This window comes from Mesorhizobium sp. B2-5-13, assembly GCF_006440535.1.
Taxonomy (GTDB): Bacteria; Pseudomonadota; Alphaproteobacteria; order Rhizobiales; family Rhizobiaceae; genus Mesorhizobium; species Mesorhizobium salmacidum.
Genome location: NZ_VFUI01000002.1, coordinates 73,220 through 95,554 on the forward strand (window position 1 = coordinate 73,220; position 22,335 = coordinate 95,554).

At 63.6% G+C, this 22,335-nt stretch carries 25 protein-coding genes and 1 pseudogene; 13 read left to right on the forward strand and 13 right to left on the reverse strand.

The features are described from left to right. Positions 1–43: 43 nt before the first annotated feature. Genes FJ434_RS03625 through FJ434_RS03635 form a run of 3 tightly spaced genes read right to left on the reverse strand, consistent with a single transcriptional unit; the run spans position 44 to position 3,905 of the window. Positions 44–1,012, reverse strand: a complete 969-nt coding sequence (locus FJ434_RS03625; RefSeq protein WP_140508341.1) for a substrate-binding domain-containing protein — start codon at positions 1,010–1,012, stop codon at positions 44–46. Beyond that, positions 1,009–2,322, reverse strand: a complete 1,314-nt coding sequence (locus FJ434_RS03630) for an ABC transporter permease (protein ID WP_140508343.1) — start codon at positions 2,320–2,322, stop codon at positions 1,009–1,011. The genes FJ434_RS03625 and FJ434_RS03630 overlap by 4 nt, the downstream gene beginning before the upstream one ends. After that, positions 2,319–3,905, reverse strand: a complete 1,587-nt coding sequence (locus FJ434_RS03635; RefSeq protein WP_140748799.1) for a sugar ABC transporter ATP-binding protein — start codon at positions 3,903–3,905, stop codon at positions 2,319–2,321. Before FJ434_RS03635 ends, FJ434_RS03630 begins: the two co-directional genes overlap by 4 nt. Positions 3,906–4,124: 219 nt before the next feature. Here FJ434_RS03635 and FJ434_RS03640 point away from each other — a divergent pair, with 219 nt between their 5' ends. After that, complete coding sequence (locus tag FJ434_RS03640; RefSeq protein ID WP_140508347.1) at positions 4,125–5,144, forward strand: LacI family DNA-binding transcriptional regulator; 1,020 nt, start codon at positions 4,125–4,127, stop codon at positions 5,142–5,144. 52 nt (positions 5,145–5,196) lie between these two features. On the opposite strand, the gene FJ434_RS03645 is transcribed toward FJ434_RS03640, so the two are convergent. From FJ434_RS03645 to FJ434_RS03660, 4 genes are all read right to left on the reverse strand, one after another. Beyond that, entirely contained in the window at positions 5,197–5,991 is a 795-nt protein-coding gene (locus tag FJ434_RS03645) for an inositol monophosphatase family protein (RefSeq protein ID WP_140715474.1), read from the reverse strand. A gap of 80 nt (positions 5,992–6,071) precedes the next feature. Continuing rightward, positions 6,072–7,073 (reverse strand): LLM class flavin-dependent oxidoreductase, encoded by a 1,002-nt coding sequence (locus FJ434_RS03650; RefSeq protein ID WP_140715476.1) that lies wholly within the window; start codon positions 7,071–7,073, stop codon positions 6,072–6,074. Continuing rightward, on the reverse strand, positions 7,070–7,903 hold the full coding sequence (locus tag FJ434_RS03655) for an arylamine N-acetyltransferase (protein ID WP_140508352.1): 834 nt from the start codon (positions 7,901–7,903) through the stop codon (positions 7,070–7,072). The genes FJ434_RS03650 and FJ434_RS03655 overlap by 4 nt, the downstream gene beginning before the upstream one ends. Positions 7,904–7,972: 69 nt before the next feature. Continuing rightward, entirely contained in the window at positions 7,973–9,142 is a 1,170-nt protein-coding gene (locus FJ434_RS03660; protein WP_140508354.1) for an AI-2E family transporter, read from the reverse strand. 352 nt (positions 9,143–9,494) lie between these two features. Between FJ434_RS03660 and FJ434_RS03665 the strand changes: the two genes are divergently transcribed. Continuing rightward, a complete protein-coding gene (locus FJ434_RS03665; protein WP_181165944.1) occupies positions 9,495–9,857 on the forward strand; it encodes a hypothetical protein in 363 nt (120 codons plus the stop codon). Then, positions 9,799–10,191, forward strand: a complete 393-nt coding sequence (locus FJ434_RS03670; protein ID WP_348640955.1) for a hypothetical protein — start codon at positions 9,799–9,801, stop codon at positions 10,189–10,191. Before FJ434_RS03665 ends, FJ434_RS03670 begins: the two co-directional genes overlap by 59 nt. 60 nt (positions 10,192–10,251) lie before the next feature. Here FJ434_RS03670 and FJ434_RS03675 read toward each other — a convergent pair whose 3' ends face one another. Then, a complete protein-coding gene (locus FJ434_RS03675; protein ID WP_140508356.1) occupies positions 10,252–11,313 on the reverse strand; it encodes an LLM class flavin-dependent oxidoreductase in 1,062 nt (353 codons plus the stop codon). Between the two features lie 221 nt (positions 11,314–11,534). Between FJ434_RS03675 and FJ434_RS03680 the strand changes: the two genes are divergently transcribed. After that, entirely contained in the window at positions 11,535–11,963 is a 429-nt protein-coding gene (locus tag FJ434_RS03680) for a DUF6481 family protein (protein ID WP_015314444.1), read from the forward strand. 223 nt (positions 11,964–12,186) lie between these two features. Here the strand turns inward: FJ434_RS03680 and sugE are convergent, their stop codons facing one another. Together sugE and FJ434_RS30435 are read right to left on the reverse strand one after the other, a co-directional pair. Further along, the gene (sugE, locus tag FJ434_RS03685) at positions 12,187–12,501 is read right to left on the reverse strand and encodes a quaternary ammonium compound efflux SMR transporter SugE (protein ID WP_140748802.1); all 315 of its coding nucleotides are present in this window, start codon (positions 12,499–12,501) and stop codon (positions 12,187–12,189) included. 203 nt (positions 12,502–12,704) lie between these two features. Further along, positions 12,705–12,830 (reverse strand): hypothetical protein, encoded by a 126-nt coding sequence (locus FJ434_RS30435; RefSeq protein WP_023772267.1) that lies wholly within the window; start codon positions 12,828–12,830, stop codon positions 12,705–12,707. 211 nt (positions 12,831–13,041) lie between these two features. On the opposite strand from FJ434_RS30435, the pseudogene FJ434_RS03695 reads away from it, so the two are divergent. From FJ434_RS03695 to FJ434_RS03705, 3 genes and pseudogenes are all read left to right on the forward strand, one after another. Then, a pseudogene (locus tag FJ434_RS03695) lies at positions 13,042–13,850 on the forward strand (transglutaminase family protein). Positions 13,851–13,968: 118 nt separating this feature from the next. After that, positions 13,969–14,922, forward strand: coding sequence for a cation diffusion facilitator family transporter (locus FJ434_RS03700; RefSeq protein WP_140748805.1), 954 nt, complete (start codon positions 13,969–13,971; stop codon positions 14,920–14,922). Positions 14,923–15,045: 123 nt separating this feature from the next. After that, positions 15,046–15,450, forward strand: a complete 405-nt coding sequence (locus tag FJ434_RS03705; protein WP_140748808.1) for a GFA family protein — start codon at positions 15,046–15,048, stop codon at positions 15,448–15,450. A 3-nt stretch (positions 15,451–15,453) separates the two neighbouring features. Here FJ434_RS03705 and FJ434_RS03710 read toward each other — a convergent pair whose 3' ends face one another. Then, positions 15,454–16,701 (reverse strand): DNA recombination protein RmuC, encoded by a 1,248-nt coding sequence (locus FJ434_RS03710; protein ID WP_140748811.1) that lies wholly within the window; start codon positions 16,699–16,701, stop codon positions 15,454–15,456. A gap of 103 nt (positions 16,702–16,804) precedes the next feature. Here FJ434_RS03710 and def point away from each other — a divergent pair, with 103 nt between their 5' ends. The 6 genes from def to truA all read left to right on the forward strand — a co-directional run bounded on the left by def (position 16,805) and on the right by truA (position 20,387). Then, a complete protein-coding gene (gene def / locus FJ434_RS03715) occupies positions 16,805–17,335 on the forward strand; it encodes a peptide deformylase (protein ID WP_027143816.1) in 531 nt (176 codons plus the stop codon). A 72-nt stretch (positions 17,336–17,407) separates the two neighbouring features. Further along, positions 17,408–17,695 (forward strand): plasmid stabilization protein, encoded by a 288-nt coding sequence (locus tag FJ434_RS03720; protein WP_140508365.1) that lies wholly within the window; start codon positions 17,408–17,410, stop codon positions 17,693–17,695. Then, positions 17,692–18,117: a type II toxin-antitoxin system VapC family toxin gene (locus FJ434_RS03725; RefSeq protein WP_140748814.1), complete on the forward strand. Its 426-nt coding sequence runs from the start codon at positions 17,692–17,694 to the stop codon at positions 18,115–18,117. Before FJ434_RS03720 ends, FJ434_RS03725 begins: the two co-directional genes overlap by 4 nt. A gap of 40 nt (positions 18,118–18,157) precedes the next feature. Further along, a complete protein-coding gene (gene fmt / locus FJ434_RS03730) occupies positions 18,158–19,111 on the forward strand; it encodes a methionyl-tRNA formyltransferase (RefSeq protein ID WP_140748817.1) in 954 nt (317 codons plus the stop codon). After that, complete coding sequence (locus FJ434_RS03735) at positions 19,108–19,614, forward strand: N-acetyltransferase (RefSeq protein ID WP_140715488.1); 507 nt, start codon at positions 19,108–19,110, stop codon at positions 19,612–19,614. Before fmt ends, FJ434_RS03735 begins: the two co-directional genes overlap by 4 nt. A 23-nt stretch (positions 19,615–19,637) precedes the next feature. Further along, on the forward strand, positions 19,638–20,387 hold the full coding sequence (gene truA / locus FJ434_RS03740) for a tRNA pseudouridine(38-40) synthase TruA (RefSeq protein WP_140748820.1): 750 nt from the start codon (positions 19,638–19,640) through the stop codon (positions 20,385–20,387). Positions 20,388–20,419: 32 nt separating this feature from the next. On the opposite strand, the gene FJ434_RS03745 is transcribed toward truA, so the two are convergent. Beyond that, positions 20,420–21,052, reverse strand: a complete 633-nt coding sequence (locus FJ434_RS03745; protein WP_140715492.1) for a transporter — start codon at positions 21,050–21,052, stop codon at positions 20,420–20,422. 2 nt (positions 21,053–21,054) lie between these two features. Beyond that, positions 21,055–22,248 carry a succinyl-diaminopimelate desuccinylase gene (gene dapE / locus FJ434_RS03750; protein WP_140715494.1) on the reverse strand — a complete coding sequence of 398 codons (1,194 nt, stop codon included), beginning with the start codon at positions 22,246–22,248 and terminating at the stop codon, positions 21,055–21,057. Positions 22,249–22,335: the final 87 nt, after the last annotated feature.

Consider the following 22,335-nt stretch of genomic DNA (forward strand, 5'->3'; position numbering starts at 1 on the left):
GATTCTGCCGGGCGCCATCAGCGCCCGGCAGAAGAGCATCGCCTCAGAGGCCGTTGTCCTTCAGCACCTGGGCGGCGTTTTCCTTGGTGATCTTCTCGGTCGGCAAGGTGATGGTCTTCTCGACCTTCTCGCCGTTGAGGAACTTGATCGCCTGGCGCAAGCCTTCCGCACCTGGGGTGACATAGGTGAACGTCGCCGTCAGCTCACCCTTGTTCACCATTTGCACGCCTTCGTTGGGCAGGCCGTCGATGCCGATGAACTTGATGTCCTTCTCGCGGCCGACATCCTTGGCGGCGAGATAGGCGCCGTAGGCCATTGGGTCGTTATGGCCGTAGACGAGATCGATCTTCTCGTTGGTCTTCAGCGCGTTGGCCATCAAATTGTAGGCCTGGTCCTGCTTCCAGTCGCCCGACTGCTGGTCGAGCAGATATTTGATGCCCGGCTCCTTGTCGGTGAATTCATGGAAGCCGTCATGACGGTCATGCGCCGGCTGGGTGCCCATGCCGCCCCAGATCTCGACGACATTGCCTGCCGCCTTGCCCTTGCCGCCGAGCAGTTCGACGGCATATTCACCGGCCGCACGGCCGATCAGCTTGTTATCACCGCCGACGAACTGCGTGTAATCCTTGGTGTCGACATTGCGATCGAGCACGAAGACCGGGATCTTGGCGTCGATCGCCTGCTGCACGACGCCGGTCAGGCCAGCCGATTCCTTCGGCGATACCAGCAGCGCGTCGACCTCCTGGCGGATCAGGTTTTCGACGTCGGCGACCTGCTTCTCGGTCTTGTCCTCGCCATCGGTGATGATCAGCTCGACCTCCGGATGCTTGGCGGCCTCGGCAATGATGTCCTTGTTGAACTGGGCGCGCCAGGGCTCGATGGTGGTCACCTGCGAGAAGCCGATCTTCCACTTCTTATCCTGGGCGAAGGCATGGCCGGTGGAGAGCAGTGCCGTGGTGGTCAGCAATGCCGCGCCGAGTGCGGCAAGCTTCAGCATGTCACGTCGTTTCATTTCTTGTTTCCTCCGAGATTGAGAGACGGTGTCTCTTGCGACGGCCGTTTTGCGGCGGCCGTTTCCTTGTGCGCCGCTCCAGGCAGGCGCAGATAGGCCAGCAGATCACCGGCATTGCGCTCCTGCACGAGCACGGTGCCGATGATGATCATCCCCTTCAGCACCAGCTGAAGGTTCGAATTGATGTTGTGGAGTTGCAATATGTTGGAGAGCAGCCCGAAGATCAGCACCCCGCAGAAGGTCCCTATCAGGCTGCCGCGCCCGCCCATCAGGCTGGTGCCGCCAATGACCACGGCGGCGATGGCGTCGAGCTCCAGCCCGGCGCCGGCGTCCGGCTTGCCTTGCCGGTATTGCGCCACGTAGAGCACGGCGGCAATACCGGCGAGCAGGCCTGATATGGCGTAGGTGGCGATCTTGACGCGCCCGGCGGCGATGCCGGAAAGCCGGGCCGCCTCCTCATTGCCGCCGATGGCATAGACATAGCGGCCGAACGGCGTGAAGCGCAGCACCGCGCCATAGATGACGATGGCGCCGAGGAAGAACAGGCCGGGCATGGGGATGACGCCGAACACCAGCGAGCGCAGCAGCTCGAAGTCGGCGGTGGCGTTGGAACCGGTATAGACCGGCAGCACGGCATTGTTCTGGCCGGCGGTGAGCCGGGCGATGCCGAGCGCCGTCACCATCATCGCCAGCGTGACGATGAAGGGCTGCAGCCGCCCGCCGACGATGATGAAACCGTTGATGGCGCCGAACAGCAGGCCGACGCAGGGCGCCACCAGCAGCACACCGAGAACACCGAATTTAGGCTCGATCTGCGGCAGCAGGTACCAGAGCGAAAGGCAGCACAGGACGACGCCGACGATCGCCGGCGTGACCAGGCCGCGAATGGTGTCCAGCCTGACGTCGCGCGCGGCGGCATCCGAGCCGGCGCGGGATTTCTGCAAATTGAGGAGGATGAAGCGCGTGACGACGATGCCGAGGCACAGCGCAACCAGGGCAACGGTAGGCACGCCCAGCACGACGCCCGGCGTCACGCCGGGAACCGTCAGCAGCATGGCACACACCACAGAGCAGATGGCCATCAGCGAGCCGACGGAAAGGTCGATGCCGCCGGTGATGATCACCGCCGTCATGCCGGTCGCGATCAGCCCGGTGGTCGACACCTGGCGCAGCACGTCGAGCAGATTGCCGTAGGAGAGGAAGATGTTGTTGCCCTTGGAACTCACCGGCGAGCCGAGCACGCCAATCAGGAAGATGGCGATCAGGCCCCAATAGAGCTTGGTGCGGGACAGGAGTTTCAGTGCGGTCATGCGGCGGGTCTCGATAGGGTCCGGCGCGGCGCCGCGAGGCGCATGATGGCCTCCTCGCTCGCCGCGTCGCGGGAAAGGATGCCTGTCTGGCGGCCATCGGCCATCACCAGGATGCGGTCGGAAAGATGCAGCAATTCCGGCAGCTCGGAGCTGATGACGGCGATAGCGAGGCCATCGCGCGCCAGCCGGAAGATGAGGTCGTAGATCTCGCGCTTGGCGCCGACATCGATGCCGCGCGTCGGCTCGTCGAGCAACAGCACCCTCGGCCTCGTCGCCAGCCATTTGCCGATGACGACCTTCTGCTGGTTGCCGCCCGACAGCGTGCCGGCGGGCTGGTCGATATCCCGGCAGCGGATGCCGAGCGCCTTGACCGCCTGCCGCGCCAGCCCCTGTTCGCCCGCCAGCGAGCGGATGCCGAAGCGGGCCAGCGCGCCGACCAGCGGCAGCGCCACATTGTCCGATATCGAGGCCTGCAGGTGCAGGCCTTGCGTCTTGCGGTCCTCGGTGACCAGCGCGATGCCCAGCCGCCGCGCATCGCGTGGTGAGCGGATATCCACGGGCTGGCCGTCGAGCCTGATCTCGCCGCCGGCACGGCCATCGCTCGCGCCGAAGATCGCTTCCATGATCTCGGTGCGGCCGGAGCCCAGCAGGCCGCCAATGCCCAGAATCTCTCCGGCGGCGAGATCGAAGATGACGCCGCTAATCACCTGCCGCCAGCCCTGGCGGTCGGGCTTCGACAGCGACAGGTCGCTGACCGAAAGCACGGTTCTGCCGCCGGGATCCCGCTCACCTTGAGAGGATGCGAGCAGGTCCCGTCCGACCATCGCCGAAATGATGGCATTCTCGTCAAGCTCGGCCATCGGCCGCGTCAGCACATGGCGTCCGTCGCGGAAAACGGTGACGCGGCCGGCCAGATGCATGACCTCGTCGATGCGATGCGAGATGTAGACGATGGCGACGCCGCTATCGGCAAGCTGGCCGATGATGCGGAACAGCCGCTGACATTCGGCCGGCGACAGCGCCGAGGTCGGCTCGTCCATGATCAGGATGCGCGCCGACATCGACAGCGCCTTGGCGATCTCGACCAGTTGCTGTTCGCCGACGCGCAAGGCGCCGACGCGTGCGTCCGGATCGAGTTCGATGCCGAGCCGCTGCAGCAGGGCGCTTGCCGCGCGGCTGCTCGCCTTACGGTCGACGATCAGTCCTGCAATCAGCTTCTCGCGGCCGAGAAAGATGTTGTCGGCGACGCTTAGCTCCGGCACCAGATTGAGTTCCTGGTGGATGATGGCGATGCCCGCGTCCTCGGCATCGCGCACGCCGGCGAAGCTGACCGGCCGGCCGTCGATACTGACCGTGCCTTCGTAGCCGGTATAGACGCCGGACAGGATCTTCATCAGCGTCGACTTGCCGGCGCCGTTCTCGCCCATCAAGGCATGGACTTCGCCGCGCCGCAATTCGAAGCCGACGTCGACCAAGGCGGCGATGCCGCCAAAACTCTTGGAAATATACTCGGCACTCAGAACGATGTCCGAGCGATCCGACGCCGCACTGCGCGTCGAGGAAAGGGAATTGTTCTGTTCCATGACAATAGCGGCCTCCCTTCCGTCCTCGTCAGCTACTTGAACGCTAATCTAAACGTTTCGATCATGTCAAGCCGATATGGGGGTAGCGCAACTTTGATTCATTTCGATTCTTGCCTAAAACGGCAAGATTCCGTAGGTATTGGCGGCAAGGGGTGGTGAAACGTTTCGAAAATGACAGCGTCAGGGCGAAAAAAACAGCGCAAATCCACCGCACCCACTATGCTTCACGTGGCTGAAGCGGCGCGTGTCTCGGTCGCCACCGTGTCGGCGCTGATCAACGGCACGGCGACCGTAAGCCCCGAGCTCAGCGCCCGCATCGAGCAGGCGATCCGCGATATCGGCTACAAGCGCAACGCCATCGCCCGCAGCCTGAAGATGGGCACGACGCGCACCATTGGCCTGACCGTTCCGCACATCACCAACCCGTTCTTCACCGATGTCGTCTCGGTCATCCAACAGGCCTTCGACCGCGCCGGCTACGCCGTCATGCTGTGCTGCACCGACGAGGATTTGAACACCCAGGACGACCAGATCAGGCTGCTGCTCGACCGTATGGTCGACGGGCTGATCGTGGCGCGCGTCGGGGATGGCGCGATCCTCAAGCGGATCGTCGCCGACGCCAATGTGCCGGTCGTGCTGATGGATCGTCTGTGCGAGGGCGTCGACACCGACGCCGTGGTTCTCGACAACCAGCGCGCGGTGTTCGACGCCATGAGCTATTTGATCAATCTCGGCCACCGCCGCATCGGTTACATTACCGGCACCTCGGACATTTCACCCATGCATGACCGCATGACCGGATATCGCGAGGCGCTCCAGGCCGCCGGCTTGCCGGTGGCCGAAGAGCTGGTTCGCTCCGGCAATTTCCACGAGATCGACGGCTACAACGCAACCATGCAGCTGCTGTCGCTGCATGACCGGCCAAGCGCGATCTTCTCGGCCAACAACCCGATGGTGATCGGAACCATGAAGGCGATCCGCGACATCGGGCTGTCCTGTCCGGAGGATATTTCGGTAGCCTGCTTCGACGATTTTCCCTGGTCCGACGTGTTCCAGCCTCAACTGACCACGGTGGCGCAGCCGGTGCAGGCGATCGGCGAACAGGCGGCCAATCTGCTGCTCGACCGTCTCGCCGGCAACCGGGATGCGCCACCGCGCAAGCTCGTCCTCAAGGGCCGGCTGATGATCCGCAATTCATGCCGGCCGCTAGGCGCGGTGGTGCACAGCGTGAGTGCCTAAATGCCGAAAGTGTGAAGCGGTTTTCGGATAACGTCGTGCTTCCTGAAATTGATCAGGACGTGAAAACACCAGAACACAGTTCTTGCAGTTTCGAAAAGACGCCCTTGCCGCCCGTGATGACCTGTGTGCCGCTCTGCAGCACCGTCTTCGGATCCGCCTTCAGGATTGTGCCGCCGGCTTCCTCGATCAGTAGCATGCCGGCCACGCAGTCCCACGGGTTCATGTGTTCTTCCACATAGCCGAGCAGCCGCCCCGAGGCGACATAGGCAAGCATCAGCGCGCCGGACGCGTTGCGGAAGAAGACGCCGCCCTCGGCCAGGATCTTTTTGATCAGCACGGCGATGTTTTCGGCCTCGGCCCGGTTTGAGAAGCCGGTGCCCACCGAGCCCTCTTCCAGGCTGGCCGCCGCACTTGTCTTGACCGGCCTGCCGTTGACGAAGGCGCCGCCGCCCAGCCTCCCGTGGAAGGTCTCGCCGGTCGACGGTTCGTGGATGACGCCGACGATCGTCTCTCCATCACGGGCGCAGGCGATCACCACGCACCAGGCCGGAATGCCACGGACGAAATTGGCGGTGCCGTCGATGGGGTCGATCACCCAGACATGGCCTGTCGAGCCGGCGACCGAGGCGTGCTCCTCGCCGACGATGCCGTCCTGCGGATAGTCGGCCGCGATTGCCGCGCGGATGAACAGCTCGACCTCGCGATCGGCCTGCGAGACCAGGTCCTGGTGGCCCTTGCTTTCGATGGTCAGGCTGTCGAGATCGCGGAAATATTTCAGGCCGAGTTCGCCGGCACGCCGCGCCAGATCAATGGCAAACTGCTCGCGTCTATCGAGATCATGGGGCAAGGCAAGGCTCGCTGTTGCGAAGGATACCCGCATTTAGCAGAGCATCGACGTCGGCAAAAGCGGCTGGCCGCTTATTCGCTTCAGGCGGCCTGTGACAGAGATTTGTGAGCCTCGGCTAAAATCTCGAACGACCGCACACGGGCGGCATGATCGAAGATCTGCGCGGTGACCATAAGCTCGTCGGCACTGGTACGGCGCACGAAGGCATCGATGCCCTGGCGGACCGTTTCCGGCGAGCCGACGACGGCGCAGGACAGCGCCTGGCCGAGCATGGTCTTGGCCATCGGGTCGAGATCGCGGTCATAATTCTCGACGGGCGGCGGCAATCGTCCGGGCCTGCCGGTGCGCAGATTGACGAAGGCCTGCTGCAGCGAGGTGAACAGCAGCCGTGCCTCGGCGTCGGTGCGTGCTGCAAAGACGTTGAGGCCGAGCATGACATGTGGCTTGTCGAGTTGTTCGGACGGCTGGAAGCGCGAACGGTAGATGTCCAGCGCGTGATCCAGTTCCGCCGGCGCGAAATGCGAGGCGAAGGCGTAGGGCAGGCCGAGCATGGCGGCGAGCTGCGCGCCGTAGAGGCTCGACCCAAGAATCCAGATCGGCACCGTCTGGCCTTCGCCGGGCACGGCGCGCAGGCGCTGGCCCTCCTCGGCGGGCAGGAAATAGCCAATCAGCTCGACGACATCCTGCGGGAAATTGTCGACCCCGGCCTCGAGGTTGCGGCGTAGCGCCCGCGCCGTGTTCATGTCGGTGCCGGGCGCCCGGCCGAGGCCAAGATCGATCCGGCCGGGAAACAAGGCGGCCAGCGTGCCGAACTGCTCGGCGATCACCAGCGGCGCATGATTGGGCAGCATGATGCCGCCGGCGCCGACACGAATGGTCTTGGTGCCGCCGGCGACATGGGCGATGACGACAGCCGTTGCCGCACTGGCGATGCCTGGCATGTTGTGGTGCTCGGCCAGCCAGTAGCGCTTGTAGCCGAGCCGCTCGGCGTGGCGAGCGAGATCGAGCGAATTGGCAAGCGAGCGCGAGGCATCGCTACCTTCGACGATCGGCGACAGGTCGAGAACGGAAAGTTCGGTCATATGCTGGTCTCCACGATCTTCTTCTCGCGCACCCGGGCCTCGAAGGCCGTGCGGTCGGGGATGGTGACGCCGAGCTGGCCTTCCAGCGCGTCGGCAAGCTCGGCGGCAGTGGCGATATGCTTCTGCTCGGTGCGGCCATCGATGTGATGGATGGACAGGCGATCGCCGCGCAGGCCATAGCGCCGGTCGGGCGCGGCGCGAGCCGCCAAAACCGAGGTCAGGAAATGCGATGCCGGATTGGTCGACAGGAAATAATTGGCGATGGAATAGTCGACCTCATATTGCGGCTGCAGGTCGAAGCGATACAGCGAGCGCCAGTCGCCGCCGATGGCGGCCTGCAGGCGGAAGTGATCGCCGGTTTCGGCGATGCGGAACGTTTCGTGCGGGGTCGTCTGTTCGAGGCCAGGCTCGAACAGCAGCGGGGCGGTCAGGGTCAGGCCGCCGAAGCCGACATCGGCTATATAGGTCCGGCCATCGAGCTCGACGCGCAAAAGCATGTGGCTGCGCGCAGTGATCGCGTCCTCGCTCTGACCCCAGAGCACACGCGCGGCAAGGCCGCCGACCTCGAAGCCAAGCGCCTTCAGCGCATGTATGAAGAGGAGATTGTGCTCGAAGCAATAGCCGCCACGCCCGGCAAGGACGATCTTGTCCTGCAGCGATGCGGCGTCCAATCGGACCGGCCGCCCCAGAAACGGATCCATGTTCTCGAAGGGGATCGCCTGCGGATGCAGGAAATGGAGCGTCTTCAGCGTGTCGAGCGAAACATCCCTGGACCCGGCATGGCCGATCCGGGCGAAATAGGCGTCGAGGTCGAAGGGAGCGTCGTTCATCGGAAGGGCACCAGGCACTGATCGGGCGGATATAGGCATTCGAACCCGCCGCCGCAAACCGTACGCCGGTTAGCCGGCGGCCGTGCCGTCCTGCTCCTCGGCTTCCTCCTCGATGACCGCCGTATGTTGGGCGGCGAGAAAATTGCCGACATGGCTAAGGCTCTCGAAATGGTCGCAGAACACCTTGACGACGACCAGCAGTGGCACCGCCATCAGCGCGCCGACGAAGCCCCACAGCCATGACCAGAATGCGATGGCGATGAAGATCGCCACGGCGTTGATCTCGAGCCGCCGCCCGACCACCATCGGCGTCACGAACTGGCCTTCGATGATGTCACACAATACCAGGAAGGCAGGCGCCAATAACGCATAGGCGATCGTGTCGAAGCTGATCAGCGCGATGACCGTGACTAGGACAAACGTGATCATGGCCCCGACATAGGGCAGGAAATTGAGCAGGGCGGCCGCCGCGCCCCAGACCAGCGGATTGGGCATGCCGAGCGCCCACAGGCCTAGGCCGATGACCGTGCCGAGGCCGGTGTTGATGATGGTGACGGTGAGCAGGTAGTGCGAGATTTCCCGCTCGACATCGTAGACGACGCGCAGCGCCCGCTTCTTCTCGGTGAGGCTGGCGAAGGACTGGATGATCTTTTCGTAGAACATCGTGCCCGAGGCGAGCAGGAACAGCGACAACACGAAGATGATGGTCAGGCTTGTCCCGGCCGACAGAATGTTGCTCGCCGCCGATGAGAGGAAGCCTGACTGCGCAACCGCGACCTTTTGCACGCCCGGTTCCTGCGATGTCTCGGTCAGCCCTTCGATCTGGTGCGCAATATCCATGATCCTCTCGACCGGCCGCCGCAGCTGCGCCAAGCGTTCGGTCAGTTGCTGGCCGATGGACGAGGTGTTGTTGATGAGATCGATGACGGGGCCACTGAGCACATAGCCGGCGCTCGCGAAGACGATGATGGACACAAGCACCAGAAGCGTCGCCGAAACCACTTCGGGAATGCCGCGCTTGCGCAGCAGCCGCACGATCGGCGTCAGTGTCAGTGTCAGCAGGAAGGCCAGAATAACCGGCATGAAAAAGGCGCGCGCGAAATAGAGCGCATAGACGGTCATGAACAGGAAGATGCCGATGAGCAGCGAGCGCATCAGGCGTGTATCTGCGCGCGCCGCCACACGCGACTCTTCAGCTTCGGCAACGCCTGCGCCCAAAGCGGCGGACTCGGCTTTCATCGTGGTCCCTCGGCGGCACACCACAACTGATGCAATCCGCAGACGGAAAACGCCGGCACGGCTTCAAGGTTCCGTTAGCCGGCACTGACGGCACGGGCCGCCGTTGCGGGGTCCTGCCGCCGGTAGCTCAACGGACGCTCGGCTGCGAGTGTTCCGTATTACATGCCGTGTAATTGAGTCCGGGCACGTGGCGGGCCTGGTACGGGAGCAGGCCTTCGCAACCGTGGGATCGCAAGGCTGGCGTGGCGAAGATCGCCCGTGCGATTACGCGCTACCCTGAAAAGAGGACATCACGATGCAAAGATTTACCCTTCAAACAACCGAGTCGGCGCCGGAGAAATCCAGGCCCGCGTTGAAGGCGCTGGAGGAGAGGTTTGGCTTTCTTCCGAACGTCATGGCGACGATGGCCAACAATCCGGTTCTCCTCAACGGTTTCGTCAGCAGCTTCGGCAGCTTTCACGGCGGAAGCTTCGACGAGATCGAGAAGCAGGTGCTGTTGCTGACCAACGCGGTCACCATCAAATGCCCCTGGACCGTCGCCGCGCATTCGACATTCGCCATGGAGGACGGGATTGCCGAAAGCGAAGTCAAGGCGATCCGGGATGGCAGGGTGCCGTCGGACCCGAAATATGGCCGCTCGGGAAGGGCTGCGCAACATGCTCCACCTCATGTTCGATCCCGAAGGCATGCGCCCGTTCGTCGCCAATTGGCCTGACGTGGCGCGGAGCCTGTTCGAGCGGGTCTATCGCGAATCCATCGGCCGCGTCGTCGACGAAAAGACCAGGGAATTGCTGGCGGCGCTGCTCGCCTATCCGGACGTGAACAGTGATTGGAAAAATCCGGTGGCGATCGGCTTCATGCCGGTCATTCCGCTCGGCTTCATCAAGGACGGTCGCCGCCTGAACTATTTTTCGATGGTTACCACGGTGGGAACCCCCCAAACCGTCGCCGCCCAGGAACTGCGCATCGAGTGCATGTTCCCAGCCGACGAGGCGACCGAAATCCATCATGCCGCGATGATGGATACAGCCTCGCACCGGGCAACGTGATAGCCAAACCTATCGGAGGGCCCATGGAACAAGCCCTATCCTTGCGGAGTCCCACTAAGTTCACGCGACAGGCGCCGCCACGGCCGGCGGGGGTTTCGCCGTTTCCTTGCGCACGACCGGCGCCACCTTGGTTCCGTAAAGCTCAATCGCCTTCATGATCTTGGCGTGCGGCATGGTGCCGATGGCCATTTGCAGCAGGAAGCGGTCGTTGCCGAAGATCCTATGCTGGGCGACGATCTTTTCCGCCACCTGCTCCGGATTGCCGACGAACAGGGCACCATTGGCACCACGCGATTGATCGAAGTGCGCGCGCGATGTCGGGCCCCAGCCACGCTCTCGACCGATGCGGTTCATCACTTCCGCCTGCGGGCCGTAGAAGTCGTCCGCCGCCTGCTCGGTCGTCCCGGCGATGAAGCCATGCACGTTGATGCTGGTGGCCAACCCTGCCGGATCGCTGCCGGCCCGCTTGGCTGCCTCACGGTAGATGTCGAACAGCGGCGCGAAGCGCGCTGGTTCGCCGCCGATGATGGCAAGCGCCAGCGGCAGGCCGAGCGCGCCGGCGCGGGCGGCCGATTGCGGCGTTCCGCCAATGGCGATCCAGACCGGCAGCCTGTCCTGGAAGGGCCTGGGATAGATGCCGCGATCGTTGATCGGCGCGCGCAGATTGCCTGACCAGGTCACCTTCACCTGATCGCGGATGGCTAGCAAAAGGTCGAGCTTTTCGGCGAACAGTTCGTCATAGTCTTCGAGGTTATAGCCGAATAGCGGGAAGGATTCGATGAACGATCCGCGCCCGGCCATGATCTCGGCGCGGCCGCCCGACAGAAGGTCGAGCGTGGAAAACTGCTGAAAAACGCGCACCGGATCGTCGGAGGACAGGACGGTGACCGCGCTGGTCAGCCTGATGCGCTTCGAACGCTCCGCCGCCGCGGCCAAAGCCACGACCGGCGCCGAGGCGGCATAGTCCGGCCGATGGTGTTCGCCGAGGCCAAAGACATCGAGGCCGACCTGGTCGGCCAGTTCGATCTCGTCGATCAGGTTGCGCAGCCGCTCATGCGGGCCGATGGCGCCGGGACCCGGCACAGGGCTCACATCGGCAAAAGTGTAGAGGCCGAGTTCCATTTGGATGTCATCCCAGTGTGTTGATTGTCGCGCTAGAGGTAGCGACACGCCCGCCACGCCGCCAGAGGGCGGCTGGTGAACAGTGCATGTCGATTTCGGCGGGAAATGCGTCTCCCCGGTGCAACATCCCGGAATTTCATGGCTGGCATGCCGTTTTGGCGCTTGAACTCCCGGTTTTCGCGCGTATGTAAGCGTCGCGAATAGACTTCAAGGAAGTGGACTTGGCTATCTACAGGGAAAAAGACATTTTCGAGCGGCGCAATGCCGCGACCGAGGCAAAGAAGGCGCTTCTGGAGCGCTTCAAGTCAAAGCCGGCAGCAGACGATCCTGCGGTGCTGGCACGACAGGCCGAACGCAAGGCGATCCTTGCGGCTCGGGAGATCCGCGAGGCCGAGAAGGCCAAGCTGAAGCAGGAAAAGCTGGCACGCGAGGCGATTGAGAAGGCCGAGCGTGAGGCCGCAGCCGAAGCGGCGCGCATTGCCGCCGAAGAGGCAGCGCAAGCGGATGCCAAGCTTCGGGAAGCCGAGGAGAACGAGCGTATTGCTCGTTTGCTTGCCGATGAAGCCGAGCGCAAGGCAAAGCGCGACGCGCGCTATGCGGCACGCAAGCAGCGCACCGGCAGGACACCTCCCGGCTTTACGGGTCGCTAAGAGCGCACTCGCCGCGACGGATGATGAACAAGGGACGCGCCAAGGCGCGGCCCTTTTCGCGTTTGTCCATGTTGCCACCGGAAGCCCCTGCATTCCTGGATATCGGCTTGACATCCAGGATGTCGCTTGACATCCAGGGATGTCGGCTTGACGTCCGGGGATATCGGCTTGACGTCCGGGGATATCGGCCCGGTCGATACCGTCTGCCGGCGGACAGGGCCGTTCAAGCCGCGAATTTCAGCCCCATGATACCGCAGACGATCAACGCGATGCACCCGAGTCTGATCGCCGTGGCAGGCTCGCCCAGCAACCAGATCCCGAGCAGCGCCGTGCCGACTGTGCCGACACCGGTCCACACCGCATAGGCGGTGCCGACAGGCAGCGCCTTCAGCGCCAGGCCGAGCAAGGTGAGGCTGACGATCATCGAAGCGACCGTGAGCACGGTCGGCACAAGCCTGGTGAAGCCGTCGGTATATTTGAGGCCGATCGCCCAGCCGATTTCGAACAGGCCGGCGAAAAACAGTAAAGTCCAGGACATCGCAACGCTCCATCGGAACATCCAGCCTCTCCGGCCTCGGATGCTCAGTCGACAATGGCGGGTCGTCCCGACCGAATTTTTTCGGAAAGTGCGAGGTCGTCCCCGCGTCGTCGACATAGGGCTGTCCGAACGCCCGATCAACACGTGCCGGCGGCATCGTCGAATGCCGCCGGTGAAGTCCCGCCCCGTCGTGTTGCCGAGACTTACTTTTCCTTGATCCTCATTGCCTTGACCGGCGGCGCCTTCAGGGCCGGAGCGGCTACAGGCTTCTTGGCGTCTTTCTTTGGTTTGCGGGCTTCCTTGCCTGCCTTCATCGCACCTTTGGCCATGATTCGTTCCTCCTGTTGCGGGAGACGGAGTGAAACAAGACAAACGCCGGACTGCAAGAGGCTAGTGCTTGCTGCCAACGCCGGCAGGCCGCTTTCAACCGGTTTCTAATTTGCTCGTAAACCCGGGCGGTCCATGCCATGGTTGTCTTCGCACTGCAGCATCGACCCGTGCACCGCCGGGTGATCGTCAGGCAGGCCGGTCAGGACGACAATGCGGATCCACATCGGCTGCGAGATGAGCTTCGATTTTCCGCAGGAGACGCCGCTCATCGCAATGCTCAATGTCCATTATTCCCGCGCTTCCGATCTTGAGCGCCCGGATTTTCTGACCTCCAGCCCGCCGGTGCCGATTGAAAGTTATCGCGACAGTTTCGGAAACTGGTGCAACCGGTTCGTCGCTCCGCCCGGGCGTTTCACTTTCGGTACCGATGCGGTGATCCGCGACCCGGCACACTCGAGATGGGCGAGCTGATGGCGTGGCAGCACGAGGTGCGCGACCTGCCGGCGGAAACGCTCCTGTTCCTGCTGCCCAGCCGGTTTTGCGAAAGCGACCTCCTGGCAAGCGAGGCATGGCGGCTGTTCGGCCATACGCCGCCCGGCATCCCGCGCGTGCAGGCGGTGTGCGATTTCGTCCACAACCACATCGCCTTCGACTACGGCAACGCACGGGTGACGCGCACCGCCGCGGAAGCCTGGCGTGAACGGAGTGGCGTGTGCCGCGATTTCGCGCATCTCGCCGTCACATTCTGCCGGGCACTCAATATCCCGACGCGCTACTGCACAGGCTACATCAGCGACATCGGCATGCCGAAGCCCTGGGCGAGCATGGATTTCTGCGCCTGGATGGAGGTCTACCTCGGCGGCCGCTGGCACGCTTTCGATCCGCGCAACAACGCGCCACGTATCGGCCGCATCCTGATCGCCTCGGGCCGTGACGCGGCGGACGTGCCGCTGACCCATATTTTCGGGCCAGGCATGCTTGCGGGCTTCAAGGTATGGACGGACGAAATCCAGGAATAGCTGGCGTTGTTGCCGGCAGGTTTCGAAGACGTTGAACGACCCGACGATTGGCGCGTTGTGATGGCTGTGCAGCTCCGCGGCAGGGCCGCTACATTGTACCTCAAGAGGATAGACCTGCATGGCAGGGCATGGCGGCTCCAGAACGGTCATCTATGCGGCGCTCGCCGGCAACCTCGCCATAGCGCTGACCAAGTTCGCGGCAGCCTTTTTCACCGGCAGTTCGGCCATGCTGTCGGAAGGCGTGCATTCGCTGGTCGATACCGGCAATGGCGGCCTGCTGCTTTACGGCATGCACCGGGCCGCACGCCCGGCCAGCCCCACCCATCCGCTCGGCCACGGCCGTGAACTCTATTTCTGGAGCTTCATCGTCGCCCTTCTGGTCTTCGCGCTGGGCGCCGGCGTGTCGTTCTACGAGGGCATCATCCACATCATGGCGCCGGAACCGGTCGCCAACGTCAAGGTGAACTACGTCGTTCTCGGCCTGTCCTTCCTGTTCGAAGGCAGTTCCTGGCTGGTGGCGCTGAAGGAATTCCGCAGGCAGAAGGGCAAGCAAGGCTGGCTGGAAGCCGTGCAATCGAGCAAGGACCCGAGCGTCTATACGGTGCTGTTCGAAGACAGCGCGGCCCTTCTCGGCCTGACGGTCGCCTTTGCCGGCATATCGGCGGCGGAGATTTTCGAGATGCCCGAACTCGACGGCGCCGCCTCGATCGGCATCGCGCTCATCCTCGGCGCGACAGCGATCTTCCTGGCGCGTGAAAGCAAGGGCCTGCTCATCGGTGAGCCGGCCTCACCCGAGGTGCAGAGGAAGGTGCTGGCGATCGTCCAGCAGGATCCGGCGGTGCAGCGGGCGAACGGTGTGCTGACCGTGCATATGGGACCGGAAGAGATCGTTGCCGCCCTGAGCATCGAATTCGAGGACCATCTGGCGGCGCCGGACATTGAGGCCTGCGTCGAGCGTCTCGAGGCCCGGCTAAGGAAGGAAATGCCTGAGATCACGCGGCTGTTCGTCAAGCCGCAGACGTCAGGCACCTGGGAAAAGCGGCGCAAGCTGATCGAATCCGCGTCCGGATAGAGTTTGGCCATGATCCGAAAATCCCCTCTTCCTGATCATGCCTTGGCCTCTGGACCAGCGCCGCGCCGTTGCTTCGCGTCGCCGCGCCACTAAGATTACCTGATCGATGTTGGAGGAATGACGATGAAGATCGACGGCGGCTGTCATTGTGGTGCCATCACCTATGAGGCGGAGGTCGACCCGGAAAAGACCTCGATCTGCCACTGTACCGATTGCCAACAGCTGACCGGTACGGCCTTTCGCGTCACTGTTCCCACGCAGGAAGATCACTACCGGATCACCAGGGGCGCGCCGAAAATCTATATCAAGACCGTGGCGAGCGGCGCCAAGCGTGCCCAGGCTTTTTGTGCCGACTGCGGCTCGCATCTTTATGCGACCTCGGTCGGCGACGGTCCAAAGGTTTATGGCATCAGGGCCGGGACCTCGCGGCAGCGCCAGGACCTGGTTCCGAGACACCAGAAATGGCACCGCTCGGCGCTGCATTGGCTTCCGGAATTCGAGGGCATGACCACAGTGGAGGAGCAGTAGCGTTCAGTCGTCGCCTTCGACGACCCTCAGCCTCAGCTGTCCCGTCTTGGAATCGGCCACGCGCGGTGCGGCCTCCACCTTGGCGCCGTGTGGGGCGTCGGGCTCGCCTTCCCCGAATTCCAGCGCCTCGATCTTCTGGCCGCGCTTGGTCACTTTCGAGGTCGAGACGAGGATGTCTTCGATGTCCTTGGCCGACTGGCCGAAATGGCCCTGCAATTTGCGCACCCGCTCGTCGACACGCTGGACGTCTTCCATCAGCCTGATGACTTCGCCTTGGATCAGATGCGCCTGTTCGCGCATGCGGGCATCCTTGAGGATCGCCTGGATGACCTGGATCGACAGCATCAGCAGCGAAGGCGAGACGATGATGACCCGGGCGCGGTGCGCCTTCTGGACAACCGCTTCGAAATTCTCATGGATTTCGGCGAACACCGATTCCGACGGCACGAACATGAAGGCCGTGTCCTGCGTCTCGCCCTGGAGCAGGTATTTTTCCGAAATGTCGCGGACATGGACCTCGATGTCGCGGCGGAAGGCCTGGGCCGCGACCTTCTGCAGGTCGGCCCCGTCGGCGGCGCGGATGGCGTTCCAGGCTTCCAGCGGAAATTTGGCATCAATGGCAAGCGACGGCGCGCCGTTTGGCATTTTCACCAGGCAGTCCGGCCGGCTGCCGTTCGACAGCGTCGCCTGGAATTCATAGGCGCCATGCGGCAGGCCGTCGGCGACGATCGCCTCCATCCGTGACTGGCCGAAGGCGCCGCGCGTCTGCTTGTTGGAGAGGATCGCCTGCAACTGCACGACCTGGCCGGCAAGCGACTGGATGTTGCCTTGCGCGGTGTCGATGACCGCCAGCCGCTCCTGCAGCTTCGCCAGGCTCTCATGCGTTGATTTGGTCTGCTCGGTCATGGTCTGGCCGATGCGGCCGGTCATGGCGTCGAGCCGCTGGCCGATCGATTGCGTCAATTCGGCCTGCCGGGCGCCGAACACTTCGGCAATAGCCCCCATGCGGCCTTGCATTTCCGCCTGCGCCTGCAAAATACCAGCCATGCGTGTCTCGGCGTCGCGGGCATGGTCGGCGGCTTCCGCGGCGGCGACCGCGCGCGCCTTGGCCGACCGCCACAGCGCAGCGACGAGCGCCACGAACAGACCGAGAAACAGCAAGACGCCGAAGGCAAGCGCGTGGCCGAGCGTGATTGTCGAGGCGCCGAGCCGTACGACAGGCTCCGAAAGGATGGTGCTCAGATCATTCATGTGGACAGCATAGCCGATTCGGCAGGCCGGCACAGATCAAAACGTGAACGAGGCTCAGGCCTACCGGTTGACGCCTTTCTTTTGAGGTCTTAGGTGAAACGCCATGCCGATCAAGCCGCTCATCATCCTTCCCGACCCCATCCTGCGCCAGGTTTCCAAGCCGGTGGAGCGCGTCGACGCGCCCTTGCGCAAACTGGCCGACGACATGCTGGCGACCATGTATGACGCACCCGGCATCGGGCTGGCGGCTATCCAGATCGGCGAACCGCTGCGCATGCTGGTGATCGACCTCGCCAAGGAAGACGAAACGCCGGCGCCGCACGTCTTCATCAACCCGGAGATTCTCGAAAGCGCCGACGCGCGGTCCGTCTACGAGGAAGGCTGCCTGTCGATCCCCGATTATTATGCCGAGGTCGAGCGCCCGGCCTCGGTGCGGGTCAAATATCTCGACCGCGACGGTACGCTGCAGGAGATGGAGGCCGAAGGGCTGATGGCGACATGCCTGCAGCACGAGATCGACCATCTCAACGGCGTGCTGTTCATCGACCACATCTCGAAGCTGAAGCGCGACATGGTGGTGAAGAAGTTCAAGAAGCTCGCCAGGGACAAGGCGCCAGGCAAGCTGGCGGGATAGGGTACCGAGCGCAGAATCCATTGAGCAACAATCTTAGCTGTGATATCATTGATATCAACGTTGGAGAATTGCATGGGCGATATGCTGATCAGGGACATTCCCGAGCCGTTGAAACGCGAAATCGAACAGGCTGCACGAAGCGGCGGCCAGAGCCTATCGGGAAAAGCAATCGATCTGTTACGGAAAGGCATGGTCGCCGAAAAGGAGGCCAAGCCAGAGCCCGGTCTGTCGGCATGGGACAATATACGCTCCGCGTTCGCGACGGAGAATGCGATCGACGACGAATTCGCCGAGATCATGGACGAGATCGAAGCGGATAGAAAACGCGACTTTGGGCGCCCGGCCGAGGATTTCGAGTGATCGTCCTCGACACCAACGTCATTTCCGAAACGAGCAGGACGGCACCCGACGCGAACGTGGTCGAATGGTTTCGCAAACAGGAGTTGCTTGACCTGTACCTGTGCGGCCCTGTCGTCATGGAGCAATCCTTCGGTGCCGGACGATTTCTGAACAAGACCGGCTCCGATCGCCATGTCCGTGCTCTCGATCACCTGATCTCGAAGCAGTTCTCCGGTCGCGTCGTGGAATTTGCTGGTTCTATCACTCGCCTTGCCGGCAAGCTCCGAGCGACGCGGGAACGGCTCGGGCGCCCAATCAGCCTTGCTGATGCCATGATCGCCGCGATCTGTCTCGCGCATGACGCCACGCTGGCAACCCGCAATGTTCGCGACTTCGACGGGCTTGACCTTAAGCTCGTAAACCCGTTTGAAACGAGTGCCTGAGCCGGGTCACGGCAAGGCAGGAACAAGGCCGCAAAAGAAAATGCCCCTTCGCGTCATCTTCATGGGCACGCCGGAGTTTTCGGTGCCGACGCTGCGTGCCATCGCTGAAGCCGGTCATGAGATAGCAGCTGTTTATACGCAGCCGCCGCGCGCCGCAGGCCGGCGCGGGCTGGAGTTGACGCCGTCCCGCGTGCAGCGCGAGGCCGAGCGGCTGGGTGTCGAGGTGCGCACGCCGACATCGTTGAAGGGCGAGGCCGAACAGGCCGCTTTTGCCGCCTTTGGCGCCGATATCGCCGTGGTTGTCGCCTATGGCTTGCTCCTGCCCAAGGCGGTTCTGGAGGCACCCCGGCTTGGCTGCGTCAACGGCCACGCTTCGCTTTTGCCGCGCTGGCGCGGCGCCGCGCCCATGCAGCGCGCCATCATGGCCGGCGACACCGAGACCGGCATGATGGTGATGCGCATGGAGGAGGGCCTCGACACGGGTCCGGTGGGATTGGTTGAAAAATGCGCCATCGACCCCGATATGACAGCCGGCGATCTGCATGATCGGTTGATGAGTGTTGGCGCTGCCCTGATGGCGGAAGCGCTGGCACGGCTGGAAGAGAACATCCTGACATTTACCGCGCAAGCGGCCGAAGGGGTGACTTACGCCAGGAAAATCGATAAATCCGAGACGCGCGTGGAGTGGACACGGCCCGCGGCCGAGGTCCACAACCACATTCGTGGCCTGTCGCCCTTTCCTGGCGCCTGGTCCGAGATTGACATTGGCGGCCGCATCGAACGGCTGAAACTGCTTCGCTCGACGCTATCCGAAGGCCTGTCGCTTTCGGAAGATTTGGGCGAGTCGGGAGGAATTCTCGATGACCGGCTGACGGTCGCCTGCGGAAAAGGCGCGATCAGGGTGGTCGAAGTTCAACGTGCGGGCGGAAGGCCCGCTGCCGCGTCGGAGTTCCTGCGCGGAGCCAAGATCGAAAAAGGACTGAAATTCTCATGAGCATGATGTCGATACGCGCGGCGACGCCGCGGGACCGCGAGGCCATTCGCCTCGTCGAAGAACACGCATTCGGCCAGCAGACGGAGGCCGGACTGGTCGACGCGTTGGTGACCGGCGGTGACGCTGTCGTCGAACTGGTGGCGGAAGAGGACGGCCAGGCCGTTGGCCACATCCTGTTTTCGCGGCTGTTCGTGCAGAGCGGCGGCAACAGTTTTGCCGCCGTGGCGCTTGCCCCGTTGGCGGTGGAGCCGTCTTTTCACGGCTCCGGCATCGGCGGCGCGCTGATCCGCGAGGCCCATATCCGGCTCAGGGATGCCGGCGAGACGCTGGCTGTCGTGCTGGGCGATCCGGCCTATTACGGCCGTTTCGGCTATAGCCACGCCCGGGCTGAAAAGTTCGAAAGCCAATACCAAGGCGAAGCGCTGCAGGCGCTGGCCTGGGGCGACGCACCCGAAGCCGGCAGACTGGTCTACGCCTCCGCCTTTACCGCTCTCGCCGCCTAGGCGAGGGCGTATAACCGACCGGCATGCCGCGTTTTCGCCTCGACATCGAATATGACGGCAGCCTGTTTGCCGGCTGGCAGCACCAGGCCGATCAGCCTTCGGTGCAGCAGGCGATCGAACAGGCGATCGAGAAATTCTGCGGCGAGGCGGTCCGGCTGCGCGCCGCCGGCCGCACCGATGCCGGCGTGCACGCGACCGCGCAGGTGGCGCATGTCGACCTTGCCAAGGCGTGGCCCGACGACAAGGTGCGCGATGCCATCAATGCACACCTGCAGGTGGCCGGCGCGCGCATCGTCATCCTGAAGGCCACGATCGCCCCGGACGATTTCGATGCCCGTTTCTCGGCCATCGGCCGGCACTATCTCTACCGCATCCTCAACCGGCGGGCGCCCTCGGCGCTGGAGAAGGGTAAGGTGTGGTGGGTGCCGAAGCGGCTCGATGCCGCGGCCATGCATGAGGCGGCGAAGCTCCTGCTCGGCCGGCACGACTTCACCACCTTCCGCTCCACCCAGTGCCAGGCCAACAGCCCGGTCAGGACATTGGAGCGGCTCGATGTGAGCCGGACGGGCGACGTGATCGAGGTGAGAGCCTCGGCGCGGTCCTTCCTGCACAACCAGGTGCGCTCCATGGTCGGCTCGCTCAAGCGGGTCGGCGAGGGCGGCTGGACATCAGGCGATCTCAAGACCGCGCTCGAGGCGCGAGACCGCGCCGCCTGCGGTCAGGTAGCGCCGCCCGATGGACTTTTCCTGATAGGCGTCGATTATCCCGGATAGAACACGGTTCTATCCGGGATAAGAGCCTCGCTCTATCCGGGATAGAGCCCGGAAAGGCTCTGGGCCCCGACATCGTCCGGCACGCTGATCCCAAGCAGCATCTGCAGCCCGAACAGCGCCAGCAGCGAAGCGATGAACATGCCGACGAAAACGGCGGTGCCGACCGCCGCGCCCCTGCCGATCGTGGCGGTGGTCATGCGCCAGGTCAGCACCATCGACAGGGAAAACAACAGCAGCGACACCAGGCTCGCGACCTGGCTTGTCGACGACAGGAAAAGCCTGATCAGCGCCGAAGGCAGCATCAGCCAGGCGGTGATGGCCGAGGCCCAGTTGCTGGCGACGACATAGTGGACGAAGCGCCCGCCAATGCCGGCGCGTGGTGCCACCAAGGCGAGCGCGACCAGCGGCAGCACCCAGGAGCCGATATCGACCGTCGCCAGCCGCACCAGCATGCTGAAGCGGCCGGCGAAGGCATCGGGATCGCTGATCTCGTTGGCGATGCCGACCCAGCCGACGATCAGCGCCGGTGCCGCGACGATGATGGCGAAGAACGAATTCCAGAAGCCGTCGGCCGACAGGTCGAGCAGGCGCAGCCCGTCGACCTTGCCGAGCATCAGCCGCCAGGCGCCGGTCAGCGAAGCTTGGGTTTCGTCCGCGGTAAGCATGCTCAGCCCTGTCCGAACCAGTCATCGATGAAGCGCTGGTAGATCCGCGTCAGCGTTTCCAGATCGGCGATGGCGACGCGCTCGTCGACCATGTGCATGGTCTTGCCGACCAGGCCGAATTCCACCACCGGGCAATAATCCTTGATGAAGCGCGCATCCGATGTGCCGCCGGAGGTGGACAGCGCCGGCGTTTTGCCGACCACCGCCTTGACCGAGCCGCTCAGCGTCTCGACCAGCCTGTCGTCGCGGGTCAGGAAGACATGGCTCGGCCGGTCGCGCCAGACCAAGTCATAGTCGACCGGCGTCTTCTTGCCTGGCCGGTATTTCTTGCGCCCCGCGGCCTGATCGAGGCGGTTGTGGATTTCCGCCTGGACCGTCTCTGCCGTCCAGCTGTCGTTGAAGCGGATGTTGAAGGTGGCGGTCGCCTTGGCAGGAATGACGTTGGTGGCCGGGTTGCCGACATCGATGGAGGTCACCTCCAGATTGGTCGGCTGGAAATCCTTGGTTCCCTTGTCGAAGACGGGATGCAGCAAGGCGTCCACCAGGCTCATCAGCCCGCGCACCGGATTGTCGGCAAGCTGCGGATAGGCGGCATGGCCCTGGCGGCCATTGACGGTGATGCTGCCCGACATCGAGCCGCGCCGGCCGATCTTGATCATGTCGCCGAGCGTGTCCGGATTGGTCGGCTCGCCAACAATCGAGGCGTCCCACTTTTCGCCTTTGGACGCGGCCCATTCGAGCAGCTTGACCGTGCCGTTGATGGCCGGACCTTCCTCGTCGCCGGTGATCAGCAGCGATACCGAGCCCTTCGGGCCGCCATTTGCCTCGACATGGCGCGCCACCGCGGCGATGAAGCAGGCAATGCCGCCCTTCATGTCGACGGCGCCGCGGCCATACATCTCGCCATTGGCGATCTCGGCGGCGAAAGGCGGATGCGTCCAGGCGGCTTCGTCGCCGATGGGCACGACGTCGGTATGGCCCGCGAACATCAGATGCGGGCCGTTGCCGGAGCGCCGTGCATAGAGGTTCTCGATATCGGGCGTGCCGTCCTCGGAGAACACCGGCCGATCAACCAGAAAGCCGAGCGGTTTCAGCATAGCCTCGAGCGCGCTCAGGGCGCCGCCTTCGGCTGGCGTCACCGAGGCACAGCGGATGAGAGAGACGAGGTTTGCGGCGGGGTCAGTCGGCAGCGTCATGGCAAAAGCGATAGTCGAAAGCGAAAGGCCTGTCACTGCCAGACATAGGGCCAAGCCAATGGCCGACGATACCGCCGACATTATGGT

Coding starts and splice junctions, on each gene's coding strand:
- FJ434_RS03745 (WP_140715492.1), bottom strand. CDS start 21,052: ATGCTTACCGCGGACGAAACCCAAGCTTCGCTGACCGGCGCCTGGCGG.
- FJ434_RS03630 (WP_140508343.1), bottom strand. CDS start 2,322: ATGACCGCACTGAAACTCCTGTCCCGCACCAAGCTCTATTGGGGCCTG.
- FJ434_RS03655 (WP_140508352.1), bottom strand. CDS start 7,903: ATGAACGACGCTCCCTTCGACCTCGACGCCTATTTCGCCCGGATCGGC.
- FJ434_RS03670 (WP_348640955.1), top strand. CDS start 9,799: ATGCTCCACCTCATGTTCGATCCCGAAGGCATGCGCCCGTTCGTCGCC.
- FJ434_RS03710 (WP_140748811.1), bottom strand. CDS start 16,701: ATGAATGATCTGAGCACCATCCTTTCGGAGCCTGTCGTACGGCTCGGC.
- FJ434_RS03650 (WP_140715476.1), bottom strand. CDS start 7,073: ATGACCGAACTTTCCGTTCTCGACCTGTCGCCGATCGTCGAAGGTAGC.
- FJ434_RS03735 (WP_140715488.1), top strand. CDS start 19,108: ATGAGCATGATGTCGATACGCGCGGCGACGCCGCGGGACCGCGAGGCC.
- sugE (WP_140748802.1), bottom strand. CDS start 12,501: ATGTCCTGGACTTTACTGTTTTTCGCCGGCCTGTTCGAAATCGGCTGG.
- truA (WP_140748820.1), top strand. CDS start 19,638: ATGCCGCGTTTTCGCCTCGACATCGAATATGACGGCAGCCTGTTTGCC.
- FJ434_RS03720 (WP_140508365.1), top strand. CDS start 17,408: ATGGGCGATATGCTGATCAGGGACATTCCCGAGCCGTTGAAACGCGAA.
- def (WP_027143816.1), top strand. CDS start 16,805: ATGCCGATCAAGCCGCTCATCATCCTTCCCGACCCCATCCTGCGCCAG.
- FJ434_RS03640 (WP_140508347.1), top strand. CDS start 4,125: ATGCTTCACGTGGCTGAAGCGGCGCGTGTCTCGGTCGCCACCGTGTCG.
- FJ434_RS03675 (WP_140508356.1), bottom strand. CDS start 11,313: ATGGAACTCGGCCTCTACACTTTTGCCGATGTGAGCCCTGTGCCGGGT.
- FJ434_RS03700 (WP_140748805.1), top strand. CDS start 13,969: ATGGCAGGGCATGGCGGCTCCAGAACGGTCATCTATGCGGCGCTCGCC.
- FJ434_RS03705 (WP_140748808.1), top strand. CDS start 15,046: ATGAAGATCGACGGCGGCTGTCATTGTGGTGCCATCACCTATGAGGCG.
- dapE (WP_140715494.1), bottom strand. CDS start 22,248: ATGACGCTGCCGACTGACCCCGCCGCAAACCTCGTCTCTCTCATCCGC.
- fmt (WP_140748817.1), top strand. CDS start 18,158: ATGCCCCTTCGCGTCATCTTCATGGGCACGCCGGAGTTTTCGGTGCCG.
- FJ434_RS03660 (WP_140508354.1), bottom strand. CDS start 9,142: ATGAAAGCCGAGTCCGCCGCTTTGGGCGCAGGCGTTGCCGAAGCTGAA.
- FJ434_RS30435 (WP_023772267.1), bottom strand. CDS start 12,830: ATGGCCAAAGGTGCGATGAAGGCAGGCAAGGAAGCCCGCAAACCAAAG.
- FJ434_RS03635 (WP_140748799.1), bottom strand. CDS start 3,905: ATGGAACAGAACAATTCCCTTTCCTCGACGCGCAGTGCGGCGTCGGAT.
- FJ434_RS03625 (WP_140508341.1), bottom strand. CDS start 1,012: ATGAAACGACGTGACATGCTGAAGCTTGCCGCACTCGGCGCGGCATTG.